22 protein-coding genes are annotated in these 22,265 nt (G+C 61.5%); 19 read left to right on the forward strand and 3 right to left on the reverse strand.

Features of this window, described 5'->3' with window-relative positions; genetic code table 11:
• The first annotated feature begins 100 nt into the window (after positions 1-100).
• Both AB1J88_RS28675 and AB1J88_RS28680 read left to right on the forward strand, forming a co-directional pair.
• The gene (locus AB1J88_RS28675) at positions 101-1,033 is read left to right on the forward strand and encodes an ABC transporter ATP-binding protein (protein WP_121186661.1); all 933 of its coding nucleotides are present in this window, start codon (positions 101-103) and stop codon (positions 1,031-1,033) included.
• Positions 1,030-1,809 (forward strand): ABC transporter permease, encoded by a 780-nt coding sequence (locus AB1J88_RS28680; protein ID WP_041069097.1) that lies wholly within the window; start codon positions 1,030-1,032, stop codon positions 1,807-1,809. Before AB1J88_RS28675 ends, AB1J88_RS28680 begins: the two co-directional genes overlap by 4 nt.
• A 164-nt stretch (positions 1,810-1,973) precedes the next feature.
• On the opposite strand, the gene AB1J88_RS28685 is transcribed toward AB1J88_RS28680, so the two are convergent.
• Entirely contained in the window at positions 1,974-2,492 is a 519-nt protein-coding gene (locus AB1J88_RS28685) for a DUF2062 domain-containing protein (RefSeq protein WP_041069099.1), read from the reverse strand.
• Between the two features lie 136 nt (positions 2,493-2,628).
• Here AB1J88_RS28685 and AB1J88_RS28690 point away from each other — a divergent pair, with 136 nt between their 5' ends.
• From AB1J88_RS28690 to AB1J88_RS28745, 12 genes are all read left to right on the forward strand, one after another.
• Complete coding sequence (locus AB1J88_RS28690; RefSeq protein WP_430292609.1) at positions 2,629-4,842, forward strand: DNA internalization-related competence protein ComEC/Rec2; 2,214 nt, start codon at positions 2,629-2,631, stop codon at positions 4,840-4,842.
• A gap of 111 nt (positions 4,843-4,953) precedes the next feature.
• On the forward strand, positions 4,954-5,589 hold the full coding sequence (locus AB1J88_RS28695) for a MotA/TolQ/ExbB proton channel family protein (protein ID WP_003227083.1): 636 nt from the start codon (positions 4,954-4,956) through the stop codon (positions 5,587-5,589).
• Positions 5,586-6,014: an ExbD/TolR family protein gene (locus tag AB1J88_RS28700; protein ID WP_027612340.1), complete on the forward strand. Its 429-nt coding sequence runs from the start codon at positions 5,586-5,588 to the stop codon at positions 6,012-6,014. Before AB1J88_RS28695 ends, AB1J88_RS28700 begins: the two co-directional genes overlap by 4 nt.
• Positions 6,014-7,024: a tetraacyldisaccharide 4'-kinase gene (gene lpxK / locus AB1J88_RS28705; RefSeq protein WP_430292610.1), complete on the forward strand. Its 1,011-nt coding sequence runs from the start codon at positions 6,014-6,016 to the stop codon at positions 7,022-7,024. Before AB1J88_RS28700 ends, lpxK begins: the two co-directional genes overlap by 1 nt.
• Before the next feature lie 21 nt (positions 7,025-7,045).
• A complete protein-coding gene (locus AB1J88_RS28710) occupies positions 7,046-7,231 on the forward strand; it encodes a Trm112 family protein (RefSeq protein WP_003174668.1) in 186 nt (61 codons plus the stop codon).
• A complete protein-coding gene (gene kdsB, locus AB1J88_RS28715) occupies positions 7,228-7,992 on the forward strand; it encodes a 3-deoxy-manno-octulosonate cytidylyltransferase (protein ID WP_047295688.1) in 765 nt (254 codons plus the stop codon). The genes AB1J88_RS28710 and kdsB overlap by 4 nt, the downstream gene beginning before the upstream one ends.
• A complete protein-coding gene (locus AB1J88_RS28720) occupies positions 7,992-8,456 on the forward strand; it encodes a low molecular weight protein-tyrosine-phosphatase (protein ID WP_041069125.1) in 465 nt (154 codons plus the stop codon). Before kdsB ends, AB1J88_RS28720 begins: the two co-directional genes overlap by 1 nt.
• Positions 8,453-9,472, forward strand: a complete 1,020-nt coding sequence (gene murB, locus AB1J88_RS28725; protein WP_430292611.1) for a UDP-N-acetylmuramate dehydrogenase — start codon at positions 8,453-8,455, stop codon at positions 9,470-9,472. Before AB1J88_RS28720 ends, murB begins: the two co-directional genes overlap by 4 nt.
• Positions 9,473-9,699: 227 nt before the next feature.
• Positions 9,700-10,170 (forward strand): (2Fe-2S)-binding protein, encoded by a 471-nt coding sequence (locus AB1J88_RS28730; RefSeq protein WP_430292612.1) that lies wholly within the window; start codon positions 9,700-9,702, stop codon positions 10,168-10,170.
• Positions 10,167-12,488: a molybdopterin cofactor-binding domain-containing protein gene (locus AB1J88_RS28735; protein ID WP_430292613.1), complete on the forward strand. Its 2,322-nt coding sequence runs from the start codon at positions 10,167-10,169 to the stop codon at positions 12,486-12,488. The genes AB1J88_RS28730 and AB1J88_RS28735 overlap by 4 nt, the downstream gene beginning before the upstream one ends.
• On the forward strand, positions 12,488-13,468 hold the full coding sequence (locus AB1J88_RS28740) for an XdhC family protein (RefSeq protein WP_430292614.1): 981 nt from the start codon (positions 12,488-12,490) through the stop codon (positions 13,466-13,468). Before AB1J88_RS28735 ends, AB1J88_RS28740 begins: the two co-directional genes overlap by 1 nt.
• Positions 13,465-14,055: a nucleotidyltransferase family protein gene (locus AB1J88_RS28745; protein ID WP_041069139.1), complete on the forward strand. Its 591-nt coding sequence runs from the start codon at positions 13,465-13,467 to the stop codon at positions 14,053-14,055. The genes AB1J88_RS28740 and AB1J88_RS28745 overlap by 4 nt, the downstream gene beginning before the upstream one ends.
• Before the next feature lie 148 nt (positions 14,056-14,203).
• On the opposite strand, the gene rne is transcribed toward AB1J88_RS28745, so the two are convergent.
• Positions 14,204-17,443, reverse strand: a complete 3,240-nt coding sequence (gene rne / locus AB1J88_RS28750) for a ribonuclease E (RefSeq protein ID WP_430292615.1) — start codon at positions 17,441-17,443, stop codon at positions 14,204-14,206.
• Between the two features lie 699 nt (positions 17,444-18,142).
• On the opposite strand from rne, the gene rluC reads away from it, so the two are divergent.
• The 3 genes from rluC to sppA are packed head-to-tail and all read left to right on the forward strand — an operon-like array spanning position 18,143 to position 20,768.
• The gene (rluC, locus tag AB1J88_RS28755) at positions 18,143-19,105 is read left to right on the forward strand and encodes a 23S rRNA pseudouridine(955/2504/2580) synthase RluC (RefSeq protein WP_007950779.1); all 963 of its coding nucleotides are present in this window, start codon (positions 18,143-18,145) and stop codon (positions 19,103-19,105) included.
• Positions 19,092-19,754, forward strand: coding sequence for an HAD-IA family hydrolase (locus tag AB1J88_RS28760; RefSeq protein WP_430292616.1), 663 nt, complete (start codon positions 19,092-19,094; stop codon positions 19,752-19,754). Before rluC ends, AB1J88_RS28760 begins: the two co-directional genes overlap by 14 nt.
• Positions 19,755-19,778: 24 nt before the next feature.
• Complete coding sequence (sppA, locus tag AB1J88_RS28765; protein ID WP_430292617.1) at positions 19,779-20,768, forward strand: signal peptide peptidase SppA; 990 nt, start codon at positions 19,779-19,781, stop codon at positions 20,766-20,768.
• Between the two features lie 86 nt (positions 20,769-20,854).
• Here the strand turns inward: sppA and AB1J88_RS28770 are convergent, their stop codons facing one another.
• Complete coding sequence (locus AB1J88_RS28770; RefSeq protein WP_041069150.1) at positions 20,855-21,433, reverse strand: Maf family protein; 579 nt, start codon at positions 21,431-21,433, stop codon at positions 20,855-20,857.
• A gap of 105 nt (positions 21,434-21,538) precedes the next feature.
• Between AB1J88_RS28770 and AB1J88_RS28775 the strand changes: the two genes are divergently transcribed.
• The gene (locus AB1J88_RS28775; RefSeq protein ID WP_003204262.1) at positions 21,539-22,066 is read left to right on the forward strand and encodes a YceD family protein; all 528 of its coding nucleotides are present in this window, start codon (positions 21,539-21,541) and stop codon (positions 22,064-22,066) included.
• Positions 22,067-22,079: 13 nt separating this feature from the next.
• Positions 22,080-22,262: a 50S ribosomal protein L32 gene (gene rpmF / locus AB1J88_RS28780; RefSeq protein ID WP_003179396.1), complete on the forward strand. Its 183-nt coding sequence runs from the start codon at positions 22,080-22,082 to the stop codon at positions 22,260-22,262.
• Positions 22,263-22,265: the final 3 nt, after the last annotated feature.

Below are 22,265 nucleotides of genomic sequence, written 5' to 3' on the forward strand. Positions count from 1 at the left end.
TGGCGGCGGCAAGCACCATTGCGTTCACGCGCCGTGGTTGTTTTGTTCGCCGCCCGGCCCAATCTTTCCTTTTCTTCCCTTCTTGGTGCGTAAATCCGATATGAGTTCCGCTCTGTCCATCCGGCAGCTAACCAAAACCTACGGCAACGGGTTCCAGGCCTTGAGTGGTATCGATCTGGACGTCGCCGAAGGTGACTTTTTCGCCTTGCTCGGCCCCAATGGCGCGGGCAAATCTACGACCATCGGCATTCTCTCGACCCTGGTCAACAAGACCAGCGGCACGGTGAATATCTTCGGTCATGACCTGGACAAGAACCCCGCCGCGCTCAAGCGCTCGATCGGCGTGGTGCCCCAGGAATTCAACTTCAACCAGTTCGAAAAGACCTTCGACATCGTCGTGACCCAGGCCGGTTACTACGGCATTCCGGCGAAGATCGCCAAGGAGCGCGCCGAGCAGTACCTGACCCAGCTTGGCCTGTGGGACAAGCGCGATGTGCCGTCGCGTTCGCTGTCCGGCGGCATGAAACGCCGACTGATGATTGCCCGCGCCCTGGTGCATGAGCCGCGCCTGCTGATCCTTGATGAGCCGACCGCAGGCGTCGACATCGAACTGCGTCGTTCGATGTGGACATTCCTCACCGAGCTGAACCAGAAAGGCATCACCATCATCCTCACCACGCATTATCTGGAAGAGGCTGAGCAGTTGTGCCGCAACATCGGCATCATCGACCACGGCACCATCGTCGAGAACACCAGCATGAAACAGCTGCTGGGCCAATTGCACGTCGAGACCTTCCTGCTGGATCTGAAAAACGACTTGCACGCTGCGCCACCATTGATCGGCTATCCCGCGCGGTTGCTCGACGGCCATACGCTGGAGGTCCAGGTCGACAAATCCATGGGCATCACCGCGCTGTTCACTCAGTTGGCGCAACAGAACATCGAAGTGCTGAGCCTGCGTAACAAAACCAATCGCCTCGAGGAGCTGTTCGTGTCCCTGGTGGAGAAAAATCTGTCGAAGGTGGCGGTATGAGTTCCGAATTGCGCCCCAACCTCGTCGCCCTCAATACCATCGTTTACCGTGAAGTCCGGCGTTTTACCCGGATCTGGCCGCAGACCCTGCTGCCGCCGGCGATCACCATGGTTCTGTATTTCGTGATCTTCGGTAACCTGATCGGCAAGCAGATCGGCGGCATGGGTGGCTTCAGTTACATGGAGTACATCGTGCCGGGGCTGATCATGATGTCGGTGATTACCAACTCCTACGGCAACGTGGTCTCGAGCTTCTTCGGCAGCAAGTTCCAGCGTTCCATCGAGGAACTGATGGTCTCGCCGGTGTCGCCGCACACCATTCTGATCGGCTACACCATCGGCGGCGTGCTGCGTGGTCTGATGGTCGGGGTGATCGTGACCATCCTGTCGCTGTTCTTCACCCATCTGCAGGTGCATCACCTCGGCGTGACCTTGTTGGTGGTAATTCTGACCGCGACGATCTTCTCGCTGCTGGGCTTCATCAACGCGGTGTTTGCGCGCAACTTCGATGATATTTCGATCATCCCGACGTTTGTGCTGACGCCGCTGACCTACCTCGGTGGCGTGTTCTATTCGATCACCTTGCTGCCGCCGTTCTGGCAGACCGTGTCGCTGGCCAATCCGGTGCTGCACATGGTCAACGCCTTCCGCTACGGCATTCTCGGGGTGTCGGATATCCGCATCGGTATCGCGATCACCTTCATGCTGGTGGCGACCGTGGTGTTGTACCTCGGTTGTGCGCGGTTGCTGGTGAGTGGGCGCGGAATGCGGACCTGATCCGATACCACGTCGCTGCCATCGCGGGCAAGCCCGCTCCCACAGGGATTTGTGTCGTTCAAATAATTTCGGGCAAACCAGATTCTGTGGGAGCGGGCTTGCCCGCGATGGGGCCCATTCAGACGCTACAAAAAACGGCCTCCCTTGCGGAGACCGTTTTGCATTCAATGCATGCGGTTTTTTTTGCGCCGCGCCCATTGCCGCGCCACCCACCAGCGCCAGTACAGCATCACCGTGAAGTAGGCGAGGATGCCCAGAAGCAGTCCGCATACCACCGACCCCAGCAAAAACGGCTGCCACATGGTCGAGAGCTCTCCGCTGATCCATTCCCAGGTCAAGGAGTCGGGCAGGGTGCGAGCGGGCACATTCATCAACCAGGCTCCGGCCTGATAAGTACAGAAAAACACCGCCGGCATGGTGATCGGGTTGGTCAGCCACACGAGGCTGACGGCAATCGGCATGTTGCCGCGCACGGTGATCGCCAGTGCGGCCGCCACCAGCATCTGCGCCGGAATCGGCAGGAACGCGGCGAACAGGCCGACGGCCATCGCCCGGGCCACCGAGTGACGATTGAGGTGCCAGAGGTTCGGGTCATGCAGCAACTTGCCGAGAAAGCGTAAGGATTTGTGTTCCCTGATGCTCGTCGGGTCGGGCATGTAACGTTTGAATAAGCGCCGGGGCATAAGGCTTCTCGGTCGGTTAAGGCGGCAAGTATGTCTGGATTCTACGAAGCGCCCATTCAGACTTTGTGACAATTGTTGACGACGACCCTCCCTCATACCAGCTACCCCTAATGCAGGAACTCTCAAGGACGGGCTTATGCGCACAGGGATGATGGCGCTGGCAGTCGGTCTGCTGGTTCCGGTTTTTTTGCCGGTTTTACCGCCGGTCGGGTTGATGATGTTGTTGCCGCTGGTGGGGCTGATGTTGCTGCCGTTTCGCAGCTATCCGCTGGCGTTTCTGCTGTTCGGTTTCACCTGGGCGTGCGTCAGTGCGCAGTCGGCGTTGAATGATCGCCTGCCCGCAGCGCTTGATGGCGAAACCCGTTGGGTCGAGGGGCGGGTGGTCGGCTTGCCGCAAACCGGCGAGGGCGTCGTGCGTTTCGAACTCGCCGATGCCCGCTCGCGACACGAGAAATTGCCGTCGTTGATGCGTCTGGCGTGGCACGCCGGGCCGCCGCTCAACAGCGGCGAGCGTTGGCGGCTGGCGGTGAAGCTCAAGCGCCCGAGTGGCCTGCTCAATCCCGATGCGTTCGATTACGAAGCGTGGCTACTGGCGCAACGCATCGGCGCGACCGGCACGATCAAGGACGGTCAGCGCCTGGCCGAGGCAGGTTGGGCGTGGCGCGACAGCATTCGCCAGCGCTTGCTTGAAGTGGACACGCAGGGCCGGGGCGGTGCATTGGCGGCGCTGGTGCTCGGTGACGGCTCCGGGGTCAGTCGCGAGGATTGGCAGATCCTGCAGGACACCGGCACCGTGCATCTGCTGGTGATTTCCGGTCAACACATCGGGATGTTGGCGGCGGTCATGTATCTGCTGGTCGCCGGGCTGGCGCGCTACGGCTGGTGGCCGCTGCGCTGGCCCTGGCTGCCATGGGCCTGTGGGCTGGCGTTTGCCGCAGCGCTCGGCTACGGCTTGCTCGCCGGGTTCGATGTGCCGGTGCAACGGGCCTGCGTGATGGTCGGGCTGGTGTTGTTGTGGCGCCTGCGCTTTCGCCATCTCGGCGCGTGGTGGCCGCTGTTGCTGGCATTCGATGCGTTGCTGTTGCTCGACCCGTTAGCCAGTTTGCGTCCGGGTTTGTGGCTGTCGTTCGCCGCGGTGGGGATTTTGATTTTCACCTTCGGCGGGCGGCTCGGCGCGTGGAAATGGTGGCAGACCTGGACTCGGGCGCAATGGCTGATTGCGCTGGGTCTGTGCCCGGTGTTGCTGGCGCTGAACCTGCCGATCAGCCTCAGCGGACCCTTGGCGAATCTGCTGGCGGTGCCGTGGGTCAGTCTGCTGGTGCTGCCACCGGCGCTGCTCGGCACGCTATTGTTGCCGGTGCCCTACGTCGGTGCAGGCTTGTTGTGGCTGGCCGGTGGTTTGATTGACTGGCTGTTTCGTGGCTTGTCGGTGATCGCCGGCGCCTGGCCGGCATGGATCTCACCGTCGCTGCCGTGGTGGACCTTGTTGATTGGCAGTCTCGGGGCCGTATTGTTGCTGTTGCCGCGCGGTGTGCCATTGCGACCATTGGGCTGGCCGTTGCTGTTGATTTTGCTGGCGCCGCCTCGCGAGCGGGTGGCCGAGGGACTGGCTGATATCTGGCAACTCGATGTCGGTCAGGGCCTGGCGATCCTGATCCGCACGCGTCATCACACGCTGCTCTACGACGCCGGTCCACGTTTCGGCGATTTCGATCTGGGGCAGCGGGTGGTGTTGCCGGCGCTGCACAAACTGGGGGTTGAACGCATCGACCTGATGCTGCTCAGTCATGCCGATGCCGACCATGCCGGTGGTGCGCTGGCGGTATCGCGGGGCCTGAAAGTGACGCGGGTGATCAGCGGCGATCCTCCGGGGCTGCCCGCCATCCTGCGGGCCGAAGCCTGTGAAAGCGGACGTCAATGGCAGTGGGACGGGGTGCGGTTTCAACTGTGGCAGTGGTCGGCGGCCCATGACCGCAATCAGCGCTCCTGCGTGTTGCAGATCGAGGCCAATGGCGAGCGTCTGCTGCTGACAGGCGATATCGACACGGCTGCCGAACGGGCTCTGCTGAAGAGTCCGTTGGCGCTGCCGACGCATTGGCTGCAAGCGCCGCATCATGGCAGTCGCAGTTCGTCTTCAATGGCTCTGCTTCGGGCTCTGAGGCCGCATTCGGTGCTGATCTCCCGGGGGCAGGGCAATTCGTTCGGGCATCCGCATCCGCTGGTGCTGGCGCGTTATCGCCAGCAAGGGCTGCGCATCTACGACAGCGCGCAGCACGGCGCCATTCATCTGCGCCTGGGCGGCTTTCAGGCGCCGTGGCTGATGCGTCAACAGCGGCGTTTCTGGCGTTGAATCACCACTGATCGCGGGATCGCCGAATGCGGCATCAGGTCGTCGGGGCAGCGGGTCTTAATCGCGAAACGGTATGGTAAAGTGGCGCACTTTTTCGAGGGGACTGTCACTGTGTGGGAATTGGTCAAATCCGGCGGCTGGATGATGTTGCCGATCATTCTGAGTTCCATCGCGGCCATGGCGATTGTCGCCGAGCGCCTGTGGACCCTGCGCGCCAGCCGCGTCACCCCCGAGCATCTGCTGGGCCAGGTCTGGGTCTGGATCAAGGACAAGCAGCTCAATAAAGAAAAGCTCAAGGAATTGCGCGCCAACTCGCCGCTGGGTGAAATTCTCGCCGCGGGCCTGGCCAACTCCAAGCATGGTCGCGAGATCATGAAGGAATGCATCGAAGAAGCCGCGGCGCGGGTGATTCACGAGCTCGAACGCTACGTCAACGCGCTGGGCACCATTGCTGCCATGTCGCCGTTGCTGGGGCTGTTGGGCACGGTGTTGGGCATGATCGACATTTTCAGCGCTTTCACCGGTTCGGGCATGACTACTAATGCATCGGTCTTGGCCGGCGGTATTTCCAAGGCGCTGATTACCACGGCGGCGGGCCTGATGGTCGGTATTCCGTCGGTGTTCTTCCACCGTTTCCTGCAGCGCCGCATCGATGAGCTGGTGGTGGGCATGGAGCAGGAAGCGATCAAACTGGTCGAAGTGGTGCAGGGCGACCGTGACGTCGATCTGGCCGGGGATAAAGCGTGAAATTCCGTCGCAAACCCCGGGAAACGATCGACATCAACCTCGCGTCGCTGATCGACGTGGTCTTCATCCTGTTGCTGTTTTTCGTCGTGACCACCACCTTCACCCGCGAAACCCAGCTACGTGTCGATCTGCCGGAATCGGTCAGCGGCTCGCCTGCCGAAGACCAGCAGCTCAAGCAACTGGACGTCGCGATCAGCGCCGAAGGTGTGTTCTCGGTGAACAACAAGATTCTGCCGAAGAACGACCTGGCGACGCTGATGGAAGCCATGCAGAAAGAAGCCAACGGTGACACCAACATGCCGTTGTCGATCAGTGCCGACGGCAAGACCCAACACCAATCGGTGATCACCGCCATGGATGCGGCCGGCAAGCTCGGTTTCAGCCATCTGCGCATGACCACGGTCGAGGCGGCGCCCAAATCCTGATGAGCCTGTCCGATCGTTTGCTCGCCGCTTGGTATCAGGGGCATCCGGCCCTGACGCTGCTGCGGCCGCTGGAAATGCTCTACCGCCGCGTGGTGGTCAACAAGCGCCAGCGCTTTCTCGACGGTGAAGGCCCGATCTATCAGCCGCCGGTGCCGTTGATCGTGGTCGGCAACATCACGGTGGGCGGCACCGGCAAGACGCCGATGATCCTGTGGTTGATCGAGCATTGCCGCCGTGCCGGCCTGCGCGTCGGCGTGGTCAGTCGTGGTTACGGCGCCAAACCACCGCAACTGCCATGGCGGGTCACCGCCGAGCAGGGCGCCGATATCGCCGGCGACGAACCGCTGTTGATCGTGCAGCGCACCGGCGTACCGCTGATGATCGACCCTGATCGCAGCGCAGCGGTCAAAGCCTTGCTCGCCAGTGAACCGCTGGACCTGATCCTCTCCGACGACGGCATGCAGCATTACCGTCTGGCGCGGGATCTGGAGCTGGTACTGATCGACGCCGCCCGAGGTTTGGGCAACAAACGCTGCCTGCCGGCAGGCCCGTTGCGCGAGCCGATCGAGCGCCTGCAAAGCGTCGATGGCGTACTGTTCAACGGTGCCACGGCGGATCGTGAAGAGGGTTTCGCCTTTCACCTGCAGCCGACGTCGCTGGTCAATCTGCGCAGCGGCGAGCGCCAGCCGCTGGCGCATTTTGCGCCCGGTCAATCAGTGCACGCGGTGGCCGGGATCGGCAATCCGCAACGTTTCTTCAATACCCTCGAAGCGCTAGACTGGCGGGCAATCCCCCATGCGTTTGCCGACCACGCCGAGTACAGCGTGCAGGCCTTGAATTTCACACCGTCATTGCCGTTGGTGATGACCGAGAAGGATGCGGTGAAGTGCCGTGCCTTCGCGGCTGACGACTGGTGGTATCTGGCGGTCGATGCCGTGCCGTCTCCGGCCTTCGTGGCCTGGTTCGACACCCAGTTGATGCGCCTGTTGCCCGATCGTCTTTTGCCTTAACTCTTTATCCAGGGAATGTTCATGGACACCAAATTGCTCGATATCCTCGCGTGCCCGATCTGCAAAGGCCCGCTCAAGCTCAGCGCCGACAAGACCGAACTGATCAGCAAGGGCGCCGGTCTGGCCTATCCGATCCGCGACGGCATCCCGGTGATGCTCGAAAGCGAAGCGCGCACCCTGACCACCGACGAGCGTCTGGATAAATGACCACTGCTTTCACCGTTGTCATCCCGTCGCGCTACGCCTCGACCCGCCTGCCGGGCAAACCGCTGCTGGATATCGCCGGCAAGCCGATGATCCAGCACGTCTGGGAACAGGCGAGCAAAAGCAGCGCCAGCCGTGTGGTGGTGGCGACGGACGATGCGCGCATCGTCGAAGCCTGCAAGGCGTTCGGCGCGGAAGTGGTGCTGACCCGTGAAGATCACAATTCCGGGACTGACCGCCTCGCGGAAGTCGCGGCGAAGCTGGGCCTTGCGCCGGACGCGATCGTGGTCAACGTGCAAGGCGATGAGCCGCTGATTCCGCCAAGCGTGATCGACCAGGTCGCCGCCAACCTTGCGGCCCACACCGAAGCGCGCATGGCCACCCTGGCCGAGCCGATCGAAGACGTCGAAACCCTGTTCAACCCCAACGTGGTCAAGGTCGTCAGCGACATTAACGGTCTGGCGCTGACCTTCAGTCGCGCCACCTTGCCGTGGGCCCGCGATGCTTTCGCCAAGAGCCGTGACGTGTTGCCGGAAGGCGTGCCGTACCGTCGCCACATCGGCATTTATGCCTACCGCGCCGGCTTCCTTCAGGACTTTGTGAGCTGGGGCCCGTGCTGGCTGGAAAACACTGAATCGTTGGAACAGCTGCGTGCTCTGTGGCATGGCGTGCGGATTCATGTGGCCGATGCGTTGATCGCGCCGCCAACCGGGGTCGACACCGTTGAAGACCTCGAGCGCGTTCGTCGCCTGCTGGAGGCCTGATGCGCGTTCTGTTCGTGTGCCTGGGTAACATCTGCCGTTCGCCCACCGCTGAGGGCGTGTTGCGCCACAAACTGCGCGCAGCGGGGCTGGCGGATCAGGTCGAAGTGGCCTCCGCCGGCACCGGTGACTGGCACGTCGGCAATCCGCCGGACAAACGCAGCCAGGCCGCAGCCAAAGTGCGGGGTTATGACCTGTCGGCGCAACGCGCGCAGCAGGTCAGCCGTGCCGATTTCGCCAGCTACGACCTGATTCTGGCCATGGACCACAGCAACCTGCGCAACCTCAAGGCCCTGCAGCCGTCCACTGGCAAGGCTGAACTCGATCTGTTTTTGCGGCGTTACGCCGGTGTGGTCGATGAAGTGCCGGATCCGTACTATGACGGCGATCAGGGCTTCGAGCAGGTGCTGGACCTGATCGAGGCGGCGTGTGACCAACTGTTGATTGAAGTGAAGGGCCGGTTATGAGTTTGCAGCTTCAATCACAGGTTTCGCTGAAACCGTTCAACAGTTTCGGCGTCGATGTCCGCGCGCAGTTGTTTGCCGAGGCCCACAGCGATGCCGATGTCCGTGAAGCCCTGGCCTACGCGACTGCCCATGACGTGCCGTTGCTGGTGATCGGCGGCGGCAGCAACCTGCTGCTGACTGCAGATATTCCGGCGCTGGTGCTGCGCATGGCGACCCGAGGCATTCGGCTGATCAGTGACGACGGCAACCGCGTGGTGATCGAAGCGGAAGCCGGCGAGCCATGGCATCCGTTCGTGCAGCACACGCTGGTGCAGGGTTTTTCCGGTCTGGAAAACCTCAGCCTGATCCCCGGCACTGTTGGCGCGGCGCCGATGCAGAACATCGGCGCCTACGGCGTCGAGATCAAGGATGTGTTCGCCGGGTTGACCGCGCTGGACCGCCAGACCGGCGAACTGCGCGACTTCAGCCTGGAGGAGTGCAACTTCGCCTACCGCGACAGTCTGTTCAAGCAGCAGCCGGGACGTTGGCTGATCCTGCGGGTGCGCTTCAAGCTTGATCGTGTCGCGCATCTGCATTTGGAATACGGCCCGGTGCGCCAGCGCCTGACTGAGCAGGGCATTGAGCAACCAACGCCGAGCGACGTCAGCCGCGCAATCTGCAGTATCCGCAGCGAAAAACTGCCGGACCCGGCGGTGCTCGGCAATGCCGGCAGTTTCTTCAAGAATCCACTGGTGTCGGCCGCACTGGTCGAGCAGATCAAGGCGCAACACCCGGATCTGGTGGCCTATGCGCAAGCGGACGGGCAGATGAAACTGGCCGCCGGCTGGTTGATCGAGCGCGCTGGCTGGAAAGGTTTCCGCGAGGCCGATGCCGGCGTGCATAAATTGCAGGCGCTGGTGCTGGTCAACTACGGCACCGCCACCGGCCTGCAATTGCTGGAGCTGGCGCAACGCATCCAGAAAGATATTGCCGAACGTTTCAATGTCGAGCTGGAAATGGAGCCGAACCGTTATTGAGGCTACGCTTCAAGTCGGTATCCAAAGCCCTGCACTGAGCGAAAGTGCAGGGCTTTTTTGTTAACGGTGGGTTAACTTAGCCAGCTAACGATAACCGTCATTTGCTCCACCAAAGGCCCGGTGCAGACGTTCGCGTCGGCACAAGAGAGCCCATTAGCCTGAGTCGATCTGCGTGAACCACCGCCAGTTCTGCTCGACCCCATAACCACTAATATGCGGGCGTGCCCATGATTACCCTGAAACTAAACGGTCAAGACCATTCCCTCGATGTCACGGATGACATGCCGCTGTTGTGGGCTATTCGTGATGTCGCCGGTTACAACGGCACCAAATTCGGCTGCGGCATGGGCCTGTGCGGTGCCTGCACCATTCACATCGACGGCTTGCCGGCGCGCAGTTGCATTACGCCGATCGGCTCGGTGATCGGGCAGAACGTCAGCACCATCGACAATCTGCACGCCGATCCGGTTGGACAAGTCGTTCAGCAAGCCTGGCTCGACAGCGCCGTGGCGCAGTGCGGTTTCTGTCAGGGCGGGCAGATCATGTCTGCCACGGCGTTGCTTAAAACCAATCCGAATCCGAGCGATGAGCAGATCGAAGAGGCAATGGTCGGCAACATTTGCCGGTGCGGCACGTATAACCGGATCAAGACCGCGATCCGTCAGGCTTCAACTCACCTGAAGGAGGCCAAGGCATGAGCCGCTTGCCGAATGATTTCGCCCTGAGCAATCTCAGCCGCCGCGGTTTTCTCAAAGGCGTCGGCGCCACGGGCGCATTGGTGCTGGCCGCGAGCTGGGGCTGGCAGGATGCATTGGCTGAAGACGCGCCGAAGAAGTTTGGCGCTGATGGCATGCCCAACGGCTGGATCGACGATCCCAAGGTTTACGTGAGCATTGCCGCAGACGGCACGGTCACCGTGGTCTGCAACCGCTCGGAAATGGGCCAGGGTGTGCGCACCAGCCTGACCATGGTGGTCGCCGATGAACTGGACGCCGATTGGGCCAAGGTCAAAGTGCAGCAGGCGCCGGGCGATGAAGTGCGGTTCGGCAACCAGGACACTGACGGTTCACGCAGCATGCGTCACTGGTATGAACCGATGCGCCGTTGCGGCGCGGCGGCCCGGACCATGCTGGAACAAGCCGCCGCTGCGCAGTGGCAGGTGCCGGTGGGCGAGTGCCATGCGCAGTTGCACAAAGTGCTGCACACACCGTCCGGCCGCGAGCTGGGTTACGGCGAACTTGCCGCCGCAGCCAGCGCGCTGGCGGTGCCGGCCCGTGACAGCTTGCGCCTCAAGCAGCCGTCGGAGTTTCGCTACATCGGCAAGGAAGGCACCAAGGCCATCGACGGTGACGACATCGTCAACGGGCGCGCTGTGTACGGCGCCGACGTGCATTTCGACGGCATGCTCTACGCGACCATCGCCCGTCCGGCGGTGTACGGCGGCAAGGTCAAGTCGCTGGATGACAGCGCCGCGCTGAAGGTTCCGGGTGTGCTGAAGGTCATGCAGATCGAAAGCCGTCCGCTGCCGTCGGAATTCCAGCCGCTGGGCGGCGTTGCGGTGATTGCCAGCAATACCTGGGCGGCGATCAAGGGTCGCGAGGCGCTGAAGATCCAATGGGACGACGGCCCCAACGCCAGTTACGACTCGATCGCTTACCGCAAAGCGCTGGAAGCGGCGTCGCGCAAACCCGGCAAAGTGGTGCGCAATACCGGTGATATCGACAAGGCACTGAGCGGCGCTGCCAGTAGCCTCGAAGCCTCCTACTATTTGCCGCATCTGGCGCAGGCACCGATGGAGCCGATGGTCGCCATCGCTCGCTACGACAAAGGTGTGTGTGAAGCGTGGGCGCCGAGCCAGGCGCCGCAGGTGACTCGCGAGCGCATCGCCGAGCGTCTGGGGCTGCCGTTCGACAATGTCACCTTCAACGTCACGCTGCTCGGTGGTGGTTTCGGCCGCAAATCCAAGCCGGATTTCGTCGTCGAAGCGGCGATCCTTGCCAAGGAGTTCCCCGGTAAAGCCGTGCGAGTGCAATGGACCCGCGAAGATGACATCCATAACTCGTATTTCCACACAGTGTCCGCCGAGTATTTGAAGGCGGCTGTCGGCAAGGACGGCATGCCGTCCGGCTGGCTGCACCGTACCGTGGCGCCGAGCATTACTGCGCTGTTTGCTCCGGGCATGAACCATGAGGCGGCGTTCGAGCTGGGCATGGGCTTTACCAACATGGCCTACGCGATTCCCAACGTGCGTCTGGAAAACCCCGAAGCCACGGTGCATACCCGCGTCGGCTGGTATCGCTCGGTGTCGAACATTCCTCACGGGTTTGCGATTCAGAGTTTTGTCGATGAACTGGCGCACAAGGCCGGCGTTGATCCACTCAAATATCAGATCAAGTTGCTCGGCCCGGATCGGCAGATCGATCCACGCACCCTGAGTGAGGAGTGGAACTACGGCGAATCCCCCGAGCGCTACCCGATCGACACCGGACGCATGCGCACGGTACTGGAAACTGCGGCCAAGGCTGCCGGTTGGGGGCGTCAGTTGCCCAAGGGCCGTGGTCTGGGTCTGGCGGTGCATTACAGCTTCGTCACCTATGTGGCGGCGGTGATCGAAGTCGAGGTCAAGGACGACGGTACGCTGATCGTGCACAAGGCTGACATCGCCGTCGATTGCGGGCCGCAGATCAACCCGGAACGCATCCGCTCGCAGTTCGAAGGCGCCTGTGTGATGGGCCTGGGCAACGCGGTGCTGGGTGAAATCAGCTTCAAGGACGGCAAGGTCCAGCAGGACAACTTCCACATGTACGAAGTGGCGCGCATGTCGCTGGCGCCGAGGGCAATCGCGGTGCATTTGGTGGCGCCGCCGGGCGACGTGCCGTTGGGTGGTGTCGGTGAACCCGGCGTGCCACCGATTGCGCCGGCGCTGTGTAACGCCATCTTCGCTGCCACCGGCCAGCGCATCCGCAACCTGCCGGTGCGTTATCAGTTGCAGGGTTGGCAGAAGGCGCAAGCGTGATGGACGGCGCCGATCTCAACGTTCTGCGCAGCGTGCTCGAATGGCGCCGCGCCGGGCAGCGAGTAGTGCTGTTCAGCGTGGTGCAGACCTGGGGCACCGCGCCCCGGGCGCCGGGTGCGATGCTCGCGTTGCGCGAAGACGGCGTGGTGATTGGCTCGGTGTCGGGCGGTTGTGTCGAAGATGACTTGATCGCCCGTCTGCACGACGGGCGCATCGCCAGCGACGGGCCACCGGTGCAGCTGATTACTTATGGCGTCACCCGCGAGGAGGCTGCGCGCTTTGGCTTGCCCTGTGGCGGCACGTTGCGTCTGACCGAAGAGCGGGTCGCTGATCCGGCGTGGGTCGCCGAATTGCTCGCGCGGTGCGAGGCGCATGAAATTGTCGCCCGTGAGCTGAACATCGAAACCGGTGAAGTGGTGCTATCAGCGGCGAGCAAATCCGATGTGCTGGCATTCGACGGCAAGACCCTGCGCGCCATTTATGGCCCGCGCTGGCGTCTGCTGTTGATCGGTGCCGGGCAACTGTCGCGCTACGTGGCGGACATTGCCCGGCTGCTGGATTTCGAAGTGCTGATTTGCGATCCGCGTACCGAGTTCGTCTACGGTTGGGAAGAGCATCACGGGCGCTTTGTCCCGGGCATGCCGGATGACGCTGTACTAAGCATTCAGACGGACGAACGCACAGCCATTGTCGCGCTGACCCACGACCCACGTCTGGATGATATGGCGTTGCTTACGGCGCTCGATTCGCCGGCCTTCTATGTCGGTGCACTCGGCTCTCGGGTCAACAGTCAGAAACGCCGGGACAATCTGGCTCAGCTAGGCTTGTCAGAATCAGCCATTGCGCGATTGCATGGGCCGATCGGTCTGCACATCGGCAGCCATTCACCGGCGGAGATTGCCCTGTCGTTGTTGGCGGAGATTGTGGCGATCAAGAATGGTGTCGAGTTGAAACAGAAGAAAGCCGTGGAGGGCGCATGAGTCGATCCATCGCAGTGATCGTATTGGCGGCGGGCGAGGGCAGTCGCTTTCGCCAGGTTGCCGGTGCCGACAAGGACAAGTTGCTGGCCGATTGCACCGGGCGTGATGGCGCGGTGCGCTCGGTGATCGAGCAAGTGTTGCTGAATCTGCCGGCCAACCTCGACAAGCGGGTGCTGGTGACCACTGAAGCACGGCCGCAGGCGATGCGCATGGCTCAGGCTTATAGCTGTGACGTGGTCTCGATTGAATCGAGCGGGATGGGTGACAGCATTGCGGCGGGCGTTGCCGCCTGCCCCGAGGCGGATGGCTGGCTGATCGTGTTGGGGGACATGCCGTTTATTTTGCCGTCGAGCATTGAGCGGGTGGTGGCGGCAATGACCGATGACGCGGTTAGTGTGCCGGTGCAGGAGGGCGAATTTGGCCATCCGGTGGGGTTTGGGCGTTCGTTCGGGCCGGGCTTGCAGGCCTTGAGTGGTGATCGCGGCGCCAGGCCTTTGTTCAAGCAGGGCAGGGTGATTGAGGTAGCGGTGGATGATCCCGGGGTGTTGTGGGATATCGATGTGCCAGAAGCGTTGGTGTTCAAATAAAGCCAGATCAAAAGATCGCAGCCTTCGGGAGCTCCTACAGGAGACCTATGTAGGAGCTGCCGAAGGCTGCGATCTTTTGATCTTCTAAATGAAATAAAAAAGCCCCGCCAGGTTTTCACCCGGCGGGGCTTTTTATTGGCTTTCGGAATCAGACGAGCGGTTTAGGCTCGTGTTCTTTTTCCTGGGCCTCTTGGTGATGCTCGACCGCGTCCTGAACGGAGCGTGGTGCTTCGGCGATGACCGATTCAACCACGGTTTCTTCAGTCACGGCAGCAACCTCGACCACTTCAGTAGCCGCAGCAGCAGCGGCAGCCAGTTCGGCTTCCTTCTGCAGGCGCTCGGCTTCACGCTTGCGGCGACGCACTTCACGTGGGTCGTTCGGTGCACGGCCGTTTGGCGTCAGGGCGCTGACCGGAGCGGCTTCAACCACTGGAGCAGGCTCTTCGGCCACCACAGGTGCTTCGACCGGTGCTTCAACGACTGGCGCTGGAGCAGGTGCAGCGGCTTCGACCACTGGCGCGGCAGCCTTGGCTTCTTCAACCACTGGGGCTTCAACGACTGGCGCTGGCGTTTCAGCGACGGCAGGCTCGGCAACCCAGTTGAACGCAGTCTGTTCTTCGCGAACTTCACGCACGCTTTCGGTCACGGTTTCAGCGACGGTTTCAGCAACCGGCTCTGCGGCCACGACTGGCGCTTCAACCACCGGAGCAGGTTCGGCAGCGACGTCAGCTTGAGGCTGAGCTTCGCGAACCGGCGCGACTTCGACTTCCGGAGCAGCAATCACTTCCACCGGGGTAGTGGCCTCAACAACCGGCGCTTCCACTGGAGCGGTTTCCTGAACCGCGGCGGTAGCGCGTTCGGCTTGCTCGTGAGCCTGTGCTTCGGCCGGAGCGCTGATCACGCTGCTGGCAACAGCGGCGGTCACGGCCAGGCCGGCAGCCAGATCGGCAGCGCTTGGAGCAGCGGCGTTTTCGCCGGACTCGGATTCTTCCGAACCTTCGATCACGTTGCCGTTGGCATCACGCTGACGCTCGCGACGATTGCTGCGACGGCGCTGACCACGGGAGCGACGACGTGGACGATCGCCTTCGGCGTTGTCCTGACCGTCTTCCGGCAGTTGCTCTTCGTTAGTGTTCACTTCTTCTTCGGCGACGGCAGCAGCGGCCTGCTCGGCGCGCGGTTGACGCTCTTCACGCGGCGGACGCGGTGCGCGTTCTTCGCGTGGCTGACGGGCCGGACGTTCTTCTGCCACCACGGCGGCAGTGGCAGCCGCTACGGGTGCAGCCGGAGCGGCGTCCAGAGGCTCGCGCAGTTCACGCACGCGCTCTTCACGCTCGCCACGTGGCTTGCGGTCTTCACGTGGAGCACGTGGCGCACGTTCTTCACGTGGAGCGCGTGGAGCACGTTCTTCGCGAGCGGCTGGCGCCTCGGTACGGGCTTCACGTGGCTCGCGGACTTCACGGGCTTCACGTGGCTGACGCTCTTCACGCGGCTCGCGTGGGGCGCGTTCTTCACGCGGTGCACGTTCTTCGCGCGGCTTGCGCTCTTCATCGCGGCGACCGTTACGGTTGCGGCTCTGCTGACGACCGTTGCGACGCTCTTCGTTGCGGGCCGGACGCTCGGTGGCCGGTTTTTCAACGACGACCGGAGCGGCTGGCTCTTCTTTGGTCGCGAACAGGCTGACCAGCGATTTCACCAGGCCCTTGAACAGGCTTGGCTCTGGCGCGGCAACCGGAGCCGGTGCAGCAGCGGCAGGCGCGGCGACTTCGGTCGGCACCGGCGCATTGGCACGGGCCGGCGCAGTCTTGACCGCGGCTTCCTGGCGAACCAGGGTGCGGGTCGCAGCGGCTGGCTGGACTTCTTCGACTTCGGCAGCGGCAGCAGCGATTTCGTAGCTGGACTGGTTGGTCGCAGCTTCCGGGCTGTCGTCACGCAGACGCTGAACTTCGAAGTGCGGGGTTTCCAGGTGATCGTTCGGCAGAATGACGATACGGGCACGGGTGCGCAGTTCGATCTTGGTGATCGAGTTGCGTTTTTCGTTGAGCAGGAACGCGGCGACCGGGATCGGCACCTGGGCGCGCACTTCGGCAGTGCGGTCTTTCAGGGCTTCTTCTTCGATCAGGCGCAGGATCGCCAGCGACAGCGATTCGACGTCACGGATGATGCCGGTGCCGTTGCAGCGCGGGCAGACGATGCCGCTGCTTTCGCCCAGGGATGGACGCAGGCGCTGACGGGACATTTCCAGCAGGCCGAAGCGCGAGATGCGGCCGATCTGCACGCGAGCGCGGTCGGCTTCCAGGCATTCGCGGACTTTCTCTTCCACGGCACGCTGGTTCTTGGCTGGGGTCATGTCGATGAAGTCGATGACGATCAGGCCGCCGATGTCGCGCAGGCGCAACTGACGGGCGATTTCTTCGGCGGCTTCAAGGTTGGTCTGCAGCGCGGTTTCTTCGATGTCGCTGCCTTTGGTGGCGCGCGCCGAGTTGATGTCGATGGACACCAGGGCTTCGGTCGGATCGATGACGATGGAGCCGCCGGAAGGCAGTTCGACGACGCGCTGGAAAGCGGTCTCGATCTGGCTTTCGATCTGGAAACGGTTGAACAGCGGCACGCTGTCTTCGTACAGCTTGATCTTGCTGGCGTACTGCGGCATCACCTGGCGGATGAAGGTCAGGGCTTCGTCCTGGGCTTCAACGCTGTCGATCAGCACTTCGCCGATGTCCTGGCGCAGGTAATCGCGGATGGCGCGGATGATCACGTTGCTTTCCTGATAGATCAGGAATGGCGCGGAGCGATCCAGCGAGGCTTCTTTGATGGCAGTCCACAGTTGCAGCAGGTAGTCGAGGTCCCACTGCATTTCTTCGCTGCTGCGGCCCAGGCCGGCAGTGCGCACGATCAGACCCATGTCGGCTGGAGCAACCAGACCGTTCAGCGCTTCACGCAGTTCGTTGCGCTCTTCGCCTTCGATGCGACGGGAGATACCGCCGGCACGCGGGTTGTTCGGCATCAGCACGAGGTAACGACCGGCCAGGCTGATGAAGGTGGTCAGGGCGGCGCCCTTGTTGCCACGTTCTTCTTTTTCGACCTGAACGATGACTTCCTGGCCTTCGCTCAGGACGTCCTTGATGTTGACGCGGCCTTCAGGGGCTTTCTTGAAGTATTCGCGGGAGATTTCTTTGAGGGGCAGGAAGCCGTGGCGCTCGGAGCCGAAATCGACAAAGGCAGCCTCAAGGCTTGGTTCGATGCGAGTGATACGGCCTTTGTAGATGTTGGCCTTTTTCTGCTCGCGTGCACCGGATTCGATGTCCAGGTCGTAGAGGCGTTGGCCATCTACCAGTGCAACACGCAACTCTTCGGGTTGAGTTGCGTTAATCAGCATTCTTTTCATGTAGTACCGTCGGTTTCCGGGCTGCCGGAAACGGCGTTCGGCACACACGACTTCTCACGGTCGGTGTCAGGTGCGTCGGGAGTGGTTGGCCATTCCCGTGTCCAGCGATGTCAGGCCAATTGGGCCGATATCGCGACGTACGCGTCCTGCTTGCTGTGGCTACTTAAGCACTCAGTCAGGAGGAGGAATCAACCAGCGGCTGTGGACGAGATGAAGCGTCTTGATAAAGCCTATTGCTACACAGTCCGGCGGTTGTGCATCTCCACCCTACACGTATCCCTGATAATTCGGGTGCTGCCGCGCGCAGAATCCGCAGCGGGTTGGCATTTACCGTGAGCTCCGAAAGGGGAGGTCACGCATCATGGCTAATTCAGGCGATGTTTCCGAAGCCTTCGCTCGGGGTCATCTGCAGCTGACTGCACTTTGTGAACTGGCCTTGAATATGTGCCTGTCAGGCGAGTGAAAACTCTGCTCGACGGTGTAATTCAGGCCTCATGTCACCTGCGCTTGTTACAACTGCAAACTCCACCGTTACGTAGCGAAAGCCCCGTAGGACGGCCTCGCGTCCTGGTGAATTGCGTTGGTCAGGGCCGGTTTTTGACCGTGGTTCCGCTGTCCAGGCCGCTTTTGGCGGCGTTCGCGACTATAGCAGCAATGATTAAGTGCTTCAATTCCATAAAAATTGTTATCATCCGCGGCATGACAACTACTGCCCCTTCGACTCCAGGCGTTCAACTGCTTGAAGTCTCGCCGGAGTATGCCGGCCAACGAATCGACAATTTCCTCCTTGCCCGGCTCAAAGGCGTGCCCAAGACCTTGATTTACCGCATTTTGCGTAAAGGCGAAGTGCGCGTGAACAAGGGGCGGATCAAGCCCGAATACAAGCTGCAGGCCGGCGATATCGTGCGCGTGCCGCCGGTTCGTGTGCCTGAGCGCGACGAACCGGTGCCATTGGCTCAAGGCCTGTTGCAGCGTCTGGAAGCCTCGATTGTCTACGAAGACAAAGCTCTGATCGTGATCAACAAGCCCGCCGGCATTGCGGTTCACGGCGGCAGCGGCTTGAATTACGGGGTGATCGAAGCCTTTCGTCAGTTGCGTCCCGATGCCAAGGAGCTGGAGCTGGTTCATCGTCTCGACCGTGACACTTCCGGCCTGCTGATGATCGCCAAGAAGCGCAGCATGTTGCGGCACTTGCACGCCGCCTTGCGTGGCGATGGTGTCGACAAGCGCTACATGGCACTGGTGCGTGGCAATTGGGCGACTTCGATCAAGCAAGTCCGCGCGGCGCTGGGCAAGAGCAACCTGCGCTCCGGCGAACGCATGGTCGAGGTCGACGAGGAGGAGGGCAAGGAGTCGGTGACCGTGTTCAAGGTCCTGCGCCGCTTTGGCGACTTTGCCACCCTGATCGAAGCCAAGCCGATCACCGGGCGCACCCACCAGATCCGCGTCCACACGTTGCACGCCGGGCATTGCATTGCCGGCGACACCAAGTACGGCGATGACGGTTTCAGCAAGGAAATCCGTGATCTGGGCGGCAAGCGCCTGTTTCTGCACGCCTACATGCTGACCGTGCCACTGCCCGATGGCGGTGAACTCAAGCTGCAAGCCCCAGTGGATGAAATGTGGGCCAAGACCGTGGAGCGATTGAGTGCGCCCATCTGATTACAAACTGCTGATTTTCGATTGGGACGGCACCCTCGCCGATTCCATTGGTCGGATTGTCGAGGCGATGCATTCTGCGTCCGCGCGTTCCGGTTTCGAGTTGCGTGATGATTTTGCCGTCAAGGGCATCATCGGTCTGGGCTTGCCCGAGGCAATCCGTACCTTGTACCCGGACATCAGCGATGCCGAAATGACCCTGTTTCGTGAGTACTACGCCGATCATTACATCGCGGCAGAAGCCGTGCCTTCGCCGCTGTTCGAGGGTGTGGTCGAGTCGATGGCGTCGTTTCGCGAGCAGGGCTATCACCTGGCGGTCGCGACCGGCAAGAATCGTCGCGGACTGGACCGGGTGCTCAAGGCTAATGGCTGGGAAGATTATTTCGATATCACCCGCGCCGCCGACGAGACCGCGAGCAAGCCGCATCCGTTGATGTTGGAGCAGATTCTCGCGCATTGTCGCGTGCGGCCCGAGCAGGCGCTGATGGTCGGGGATTCGTCCTTCGATCTGCTGATGGCGCGCAATGCGGGCATGGCGTCGGTGGCTGTCAGCTATGGCGCGCAGTCGATCGAGTCGTTGCAGCAGTTCGAACCGTGCCTGTCGATCGACCGTTTTAGTGAATTGCACGCCTGGCTGGGGCAGCAGGCTTAATACGTTTTTGCTGGGGTACAGCGCATGACCGACGAATGGAAAGCACCGGCCAAGGCAAGTGCCGACGACGGTGACGAGAAAAGCTGGAAGCTGCTGGAAAAGACCTTGCTGGCCAGTGTGCAGGAGCAGCGTCGCTCACGGCGTTGGGGGATTTTCTTCAAGCTGCTGACATTTGTTTACCTGTTTGTTGCGCTGATCTTGTTCACGCCGCTGATGGACATGGAGAAGAGCGCCACTCGTGGCCCGAACTACACCGCGCTGATCGACGTCACCGGCATGATTGCCGACAAGGAGCCTGCCAGTGCCGATAACATCGTCGGCAGCTTGCGTGCCGCCTTCGAAGACAAGAAGGTCAAGGGTGTCATTCTGCGGATCAATAGTCCTGGCGGCAGCCCGGTGCAGTCGGGTTATGTGTATGACGAGATCAAGCGTTTGCGCGGCCTGCATCCGGATACCAAGGTGTACGCGGTGATTTCCGATCTCGGTGCGTCCGGTGCCTATTACATCGCCAGTGCGGCGGATCAGATCTATGCCGACAAGGCCAGTCTGGTCGGCTCCATCGGTGTAACGGCGGCCGGTTACGGTTTTGTCGGCACCATGGACAAGCTGGGCGTCGAACGTCGCACCTATACGTCGGGTGAGCACAAGTCGTTCCTCGATCCGTTCCAGCCGCAGAAGCCTGATGAGACTGCGTTCTGGCAGACCGTGCTGGACACCACGCACAAGCAGTTCATCAATAGCGTCAAGCAGGGTCGTGGCGAACGTCTGAAGGACAAGGAGCATCCGGAGCTGTTCTCCGGGCTGGTCTGGTCTGGCGAGCAGGCGCTGCCGCTGGGCCTGATCGATGGTTTGGGGAATGCCAGTTCGGTGGCGCGGGACGTGATTGGCGAGAAAGAGCTGGTGGATTTCACGGTTCAGGAGTCGCCGTTCGACCGCTTCTCGAAAAAGCTCGGTGCCAGTGTGGCTGAGCAGTTGGCGATGTGGATGGGGTTCCACGGGCCTTCGTTGCGCTGATTCGTTGTAAAGATCAAAAGATCGCAGCCTGCGGCAGCTCCTACAGAGATCAATGTAGGGGCTGCCGCAGGCTGCGATCTTTTGCTTTAAGGGATTTGCACGCCTTCGGCCAGCAACATGTCGATCAGGCGAATCAGTGGCAGGCCGATCAGGCTGGTGGCGTCAGATCCTTCGGTGGACTGAAACAGGCTCACGCCCAGGCCTTCGGCCTTGAAGCTGCCGGCGCAGTCGTAAGGCTGCTCCAGGCGCAGGTAGCGCTCGATGCGCGCCTCGTCGAGCTGGCGCATGTGCACGGTAAATGGCACGCAGTCGACCTGGCAGTGGCCGGTCTGGCTGTTGAGCAGGGCCAGGCCGGTGAGGAAGGTCACGCTGGCGCCGCTGGCGGCCAGCAGTTGCTCGCGAGCCCTATCGAAGGTGTGTGGCTTGCCGATGATCCGTTCGCCGAGCACTGCGACCTGGTCTGAGCCGATAATCAGATGAGCGGGGTAGCTGGCGGCCAGTGCGCGGGCTTTCTGTTCGGCGAGGCGCTTGACCAGTTCGATGGCGGATTCGCCCGGCTGGTGGCTTTCGTCGATATCCGGCGAGCTGCAGACGAACGGCAGGTGCAGGCGGGCGAGCAATTCACGGCGATAAGTCGAGCTCGAAGCAAGTAATAAAGGCAGCATTGACGTCTCCTGAGGCAGGCGCGAATTCTAGCGGAGGCACGCAAGTGACGGACAGGGCACAATTTCCTTTGACATGGGTGGGGGCATCCCTATAATGCTGCGCCTATGTTGAATGACCCGATTCCACCTCACGTTGACCCGCGCAAATTGGCTGACCGTGGCACCACCCTTCAAGGTGAACTGCTGCTGGCCGATTTGAAGAGACTCTGCGACCCGCTTTCCGACGATGTCGGTACGGTGCAGGCCAAATTCGTTTTTGAGCGAGATGAACGTAAATCTGTGGTGATCCACAGCTTTATCGACACCGAAGTCAAAATGGTTTGCCAGCGTTGTCTTGAGCTGGTCACCCTGCCGATCCACAGCGAATGCAGTTACGCTGTTGTGAAGGAGGGTGCGAATACCCAGTCGTTACCGAAAGGTTATGACGTGCTGGAACTGGGCGAAGATCCATTGGATCTGCAGTCACTGATCGAGGAGGAGCTTCTGCTCGCCTTGCCCATTGTGCCTGCTCATCATCCGGAAGAATGCCAGCAGCCGGCGGGAGCAGATGAGCCCGAACCGAGCGAGGACGAGGTAACGCGGTCCAACCCGTTCAGTGTATTGGCGCAGTTAAAGCGTGACCCAAACGTTTAGGAGTTAATCAATTATGGCTGTTCAGCAGAACAAAAAATCCCGCTCTGCCCGTGACATGCGCCGTTCGCACGACGCTCTCGAGGCTAGCACCCTGTCTGTAGAAAAAACCACTGGTGAAGTTCACCTGCGTCACCACGTATCGCCAGAAGGCGTATACCGTGGCCGTAAAGTGATCGACAAGGGCGCTGACGAGTAATCA

Source organism: Pseudomonas sp. S8, assembly GCF_050473925.1.
GTDB classification, from domain to species: domain Bacteria; phylum Pseudomonadota; class Gammaproteobacteria; order Pseudomonadales; family Pseudomonadaceae; genus Aquipseudomonas; species Aquipseudomonas parakoreensis.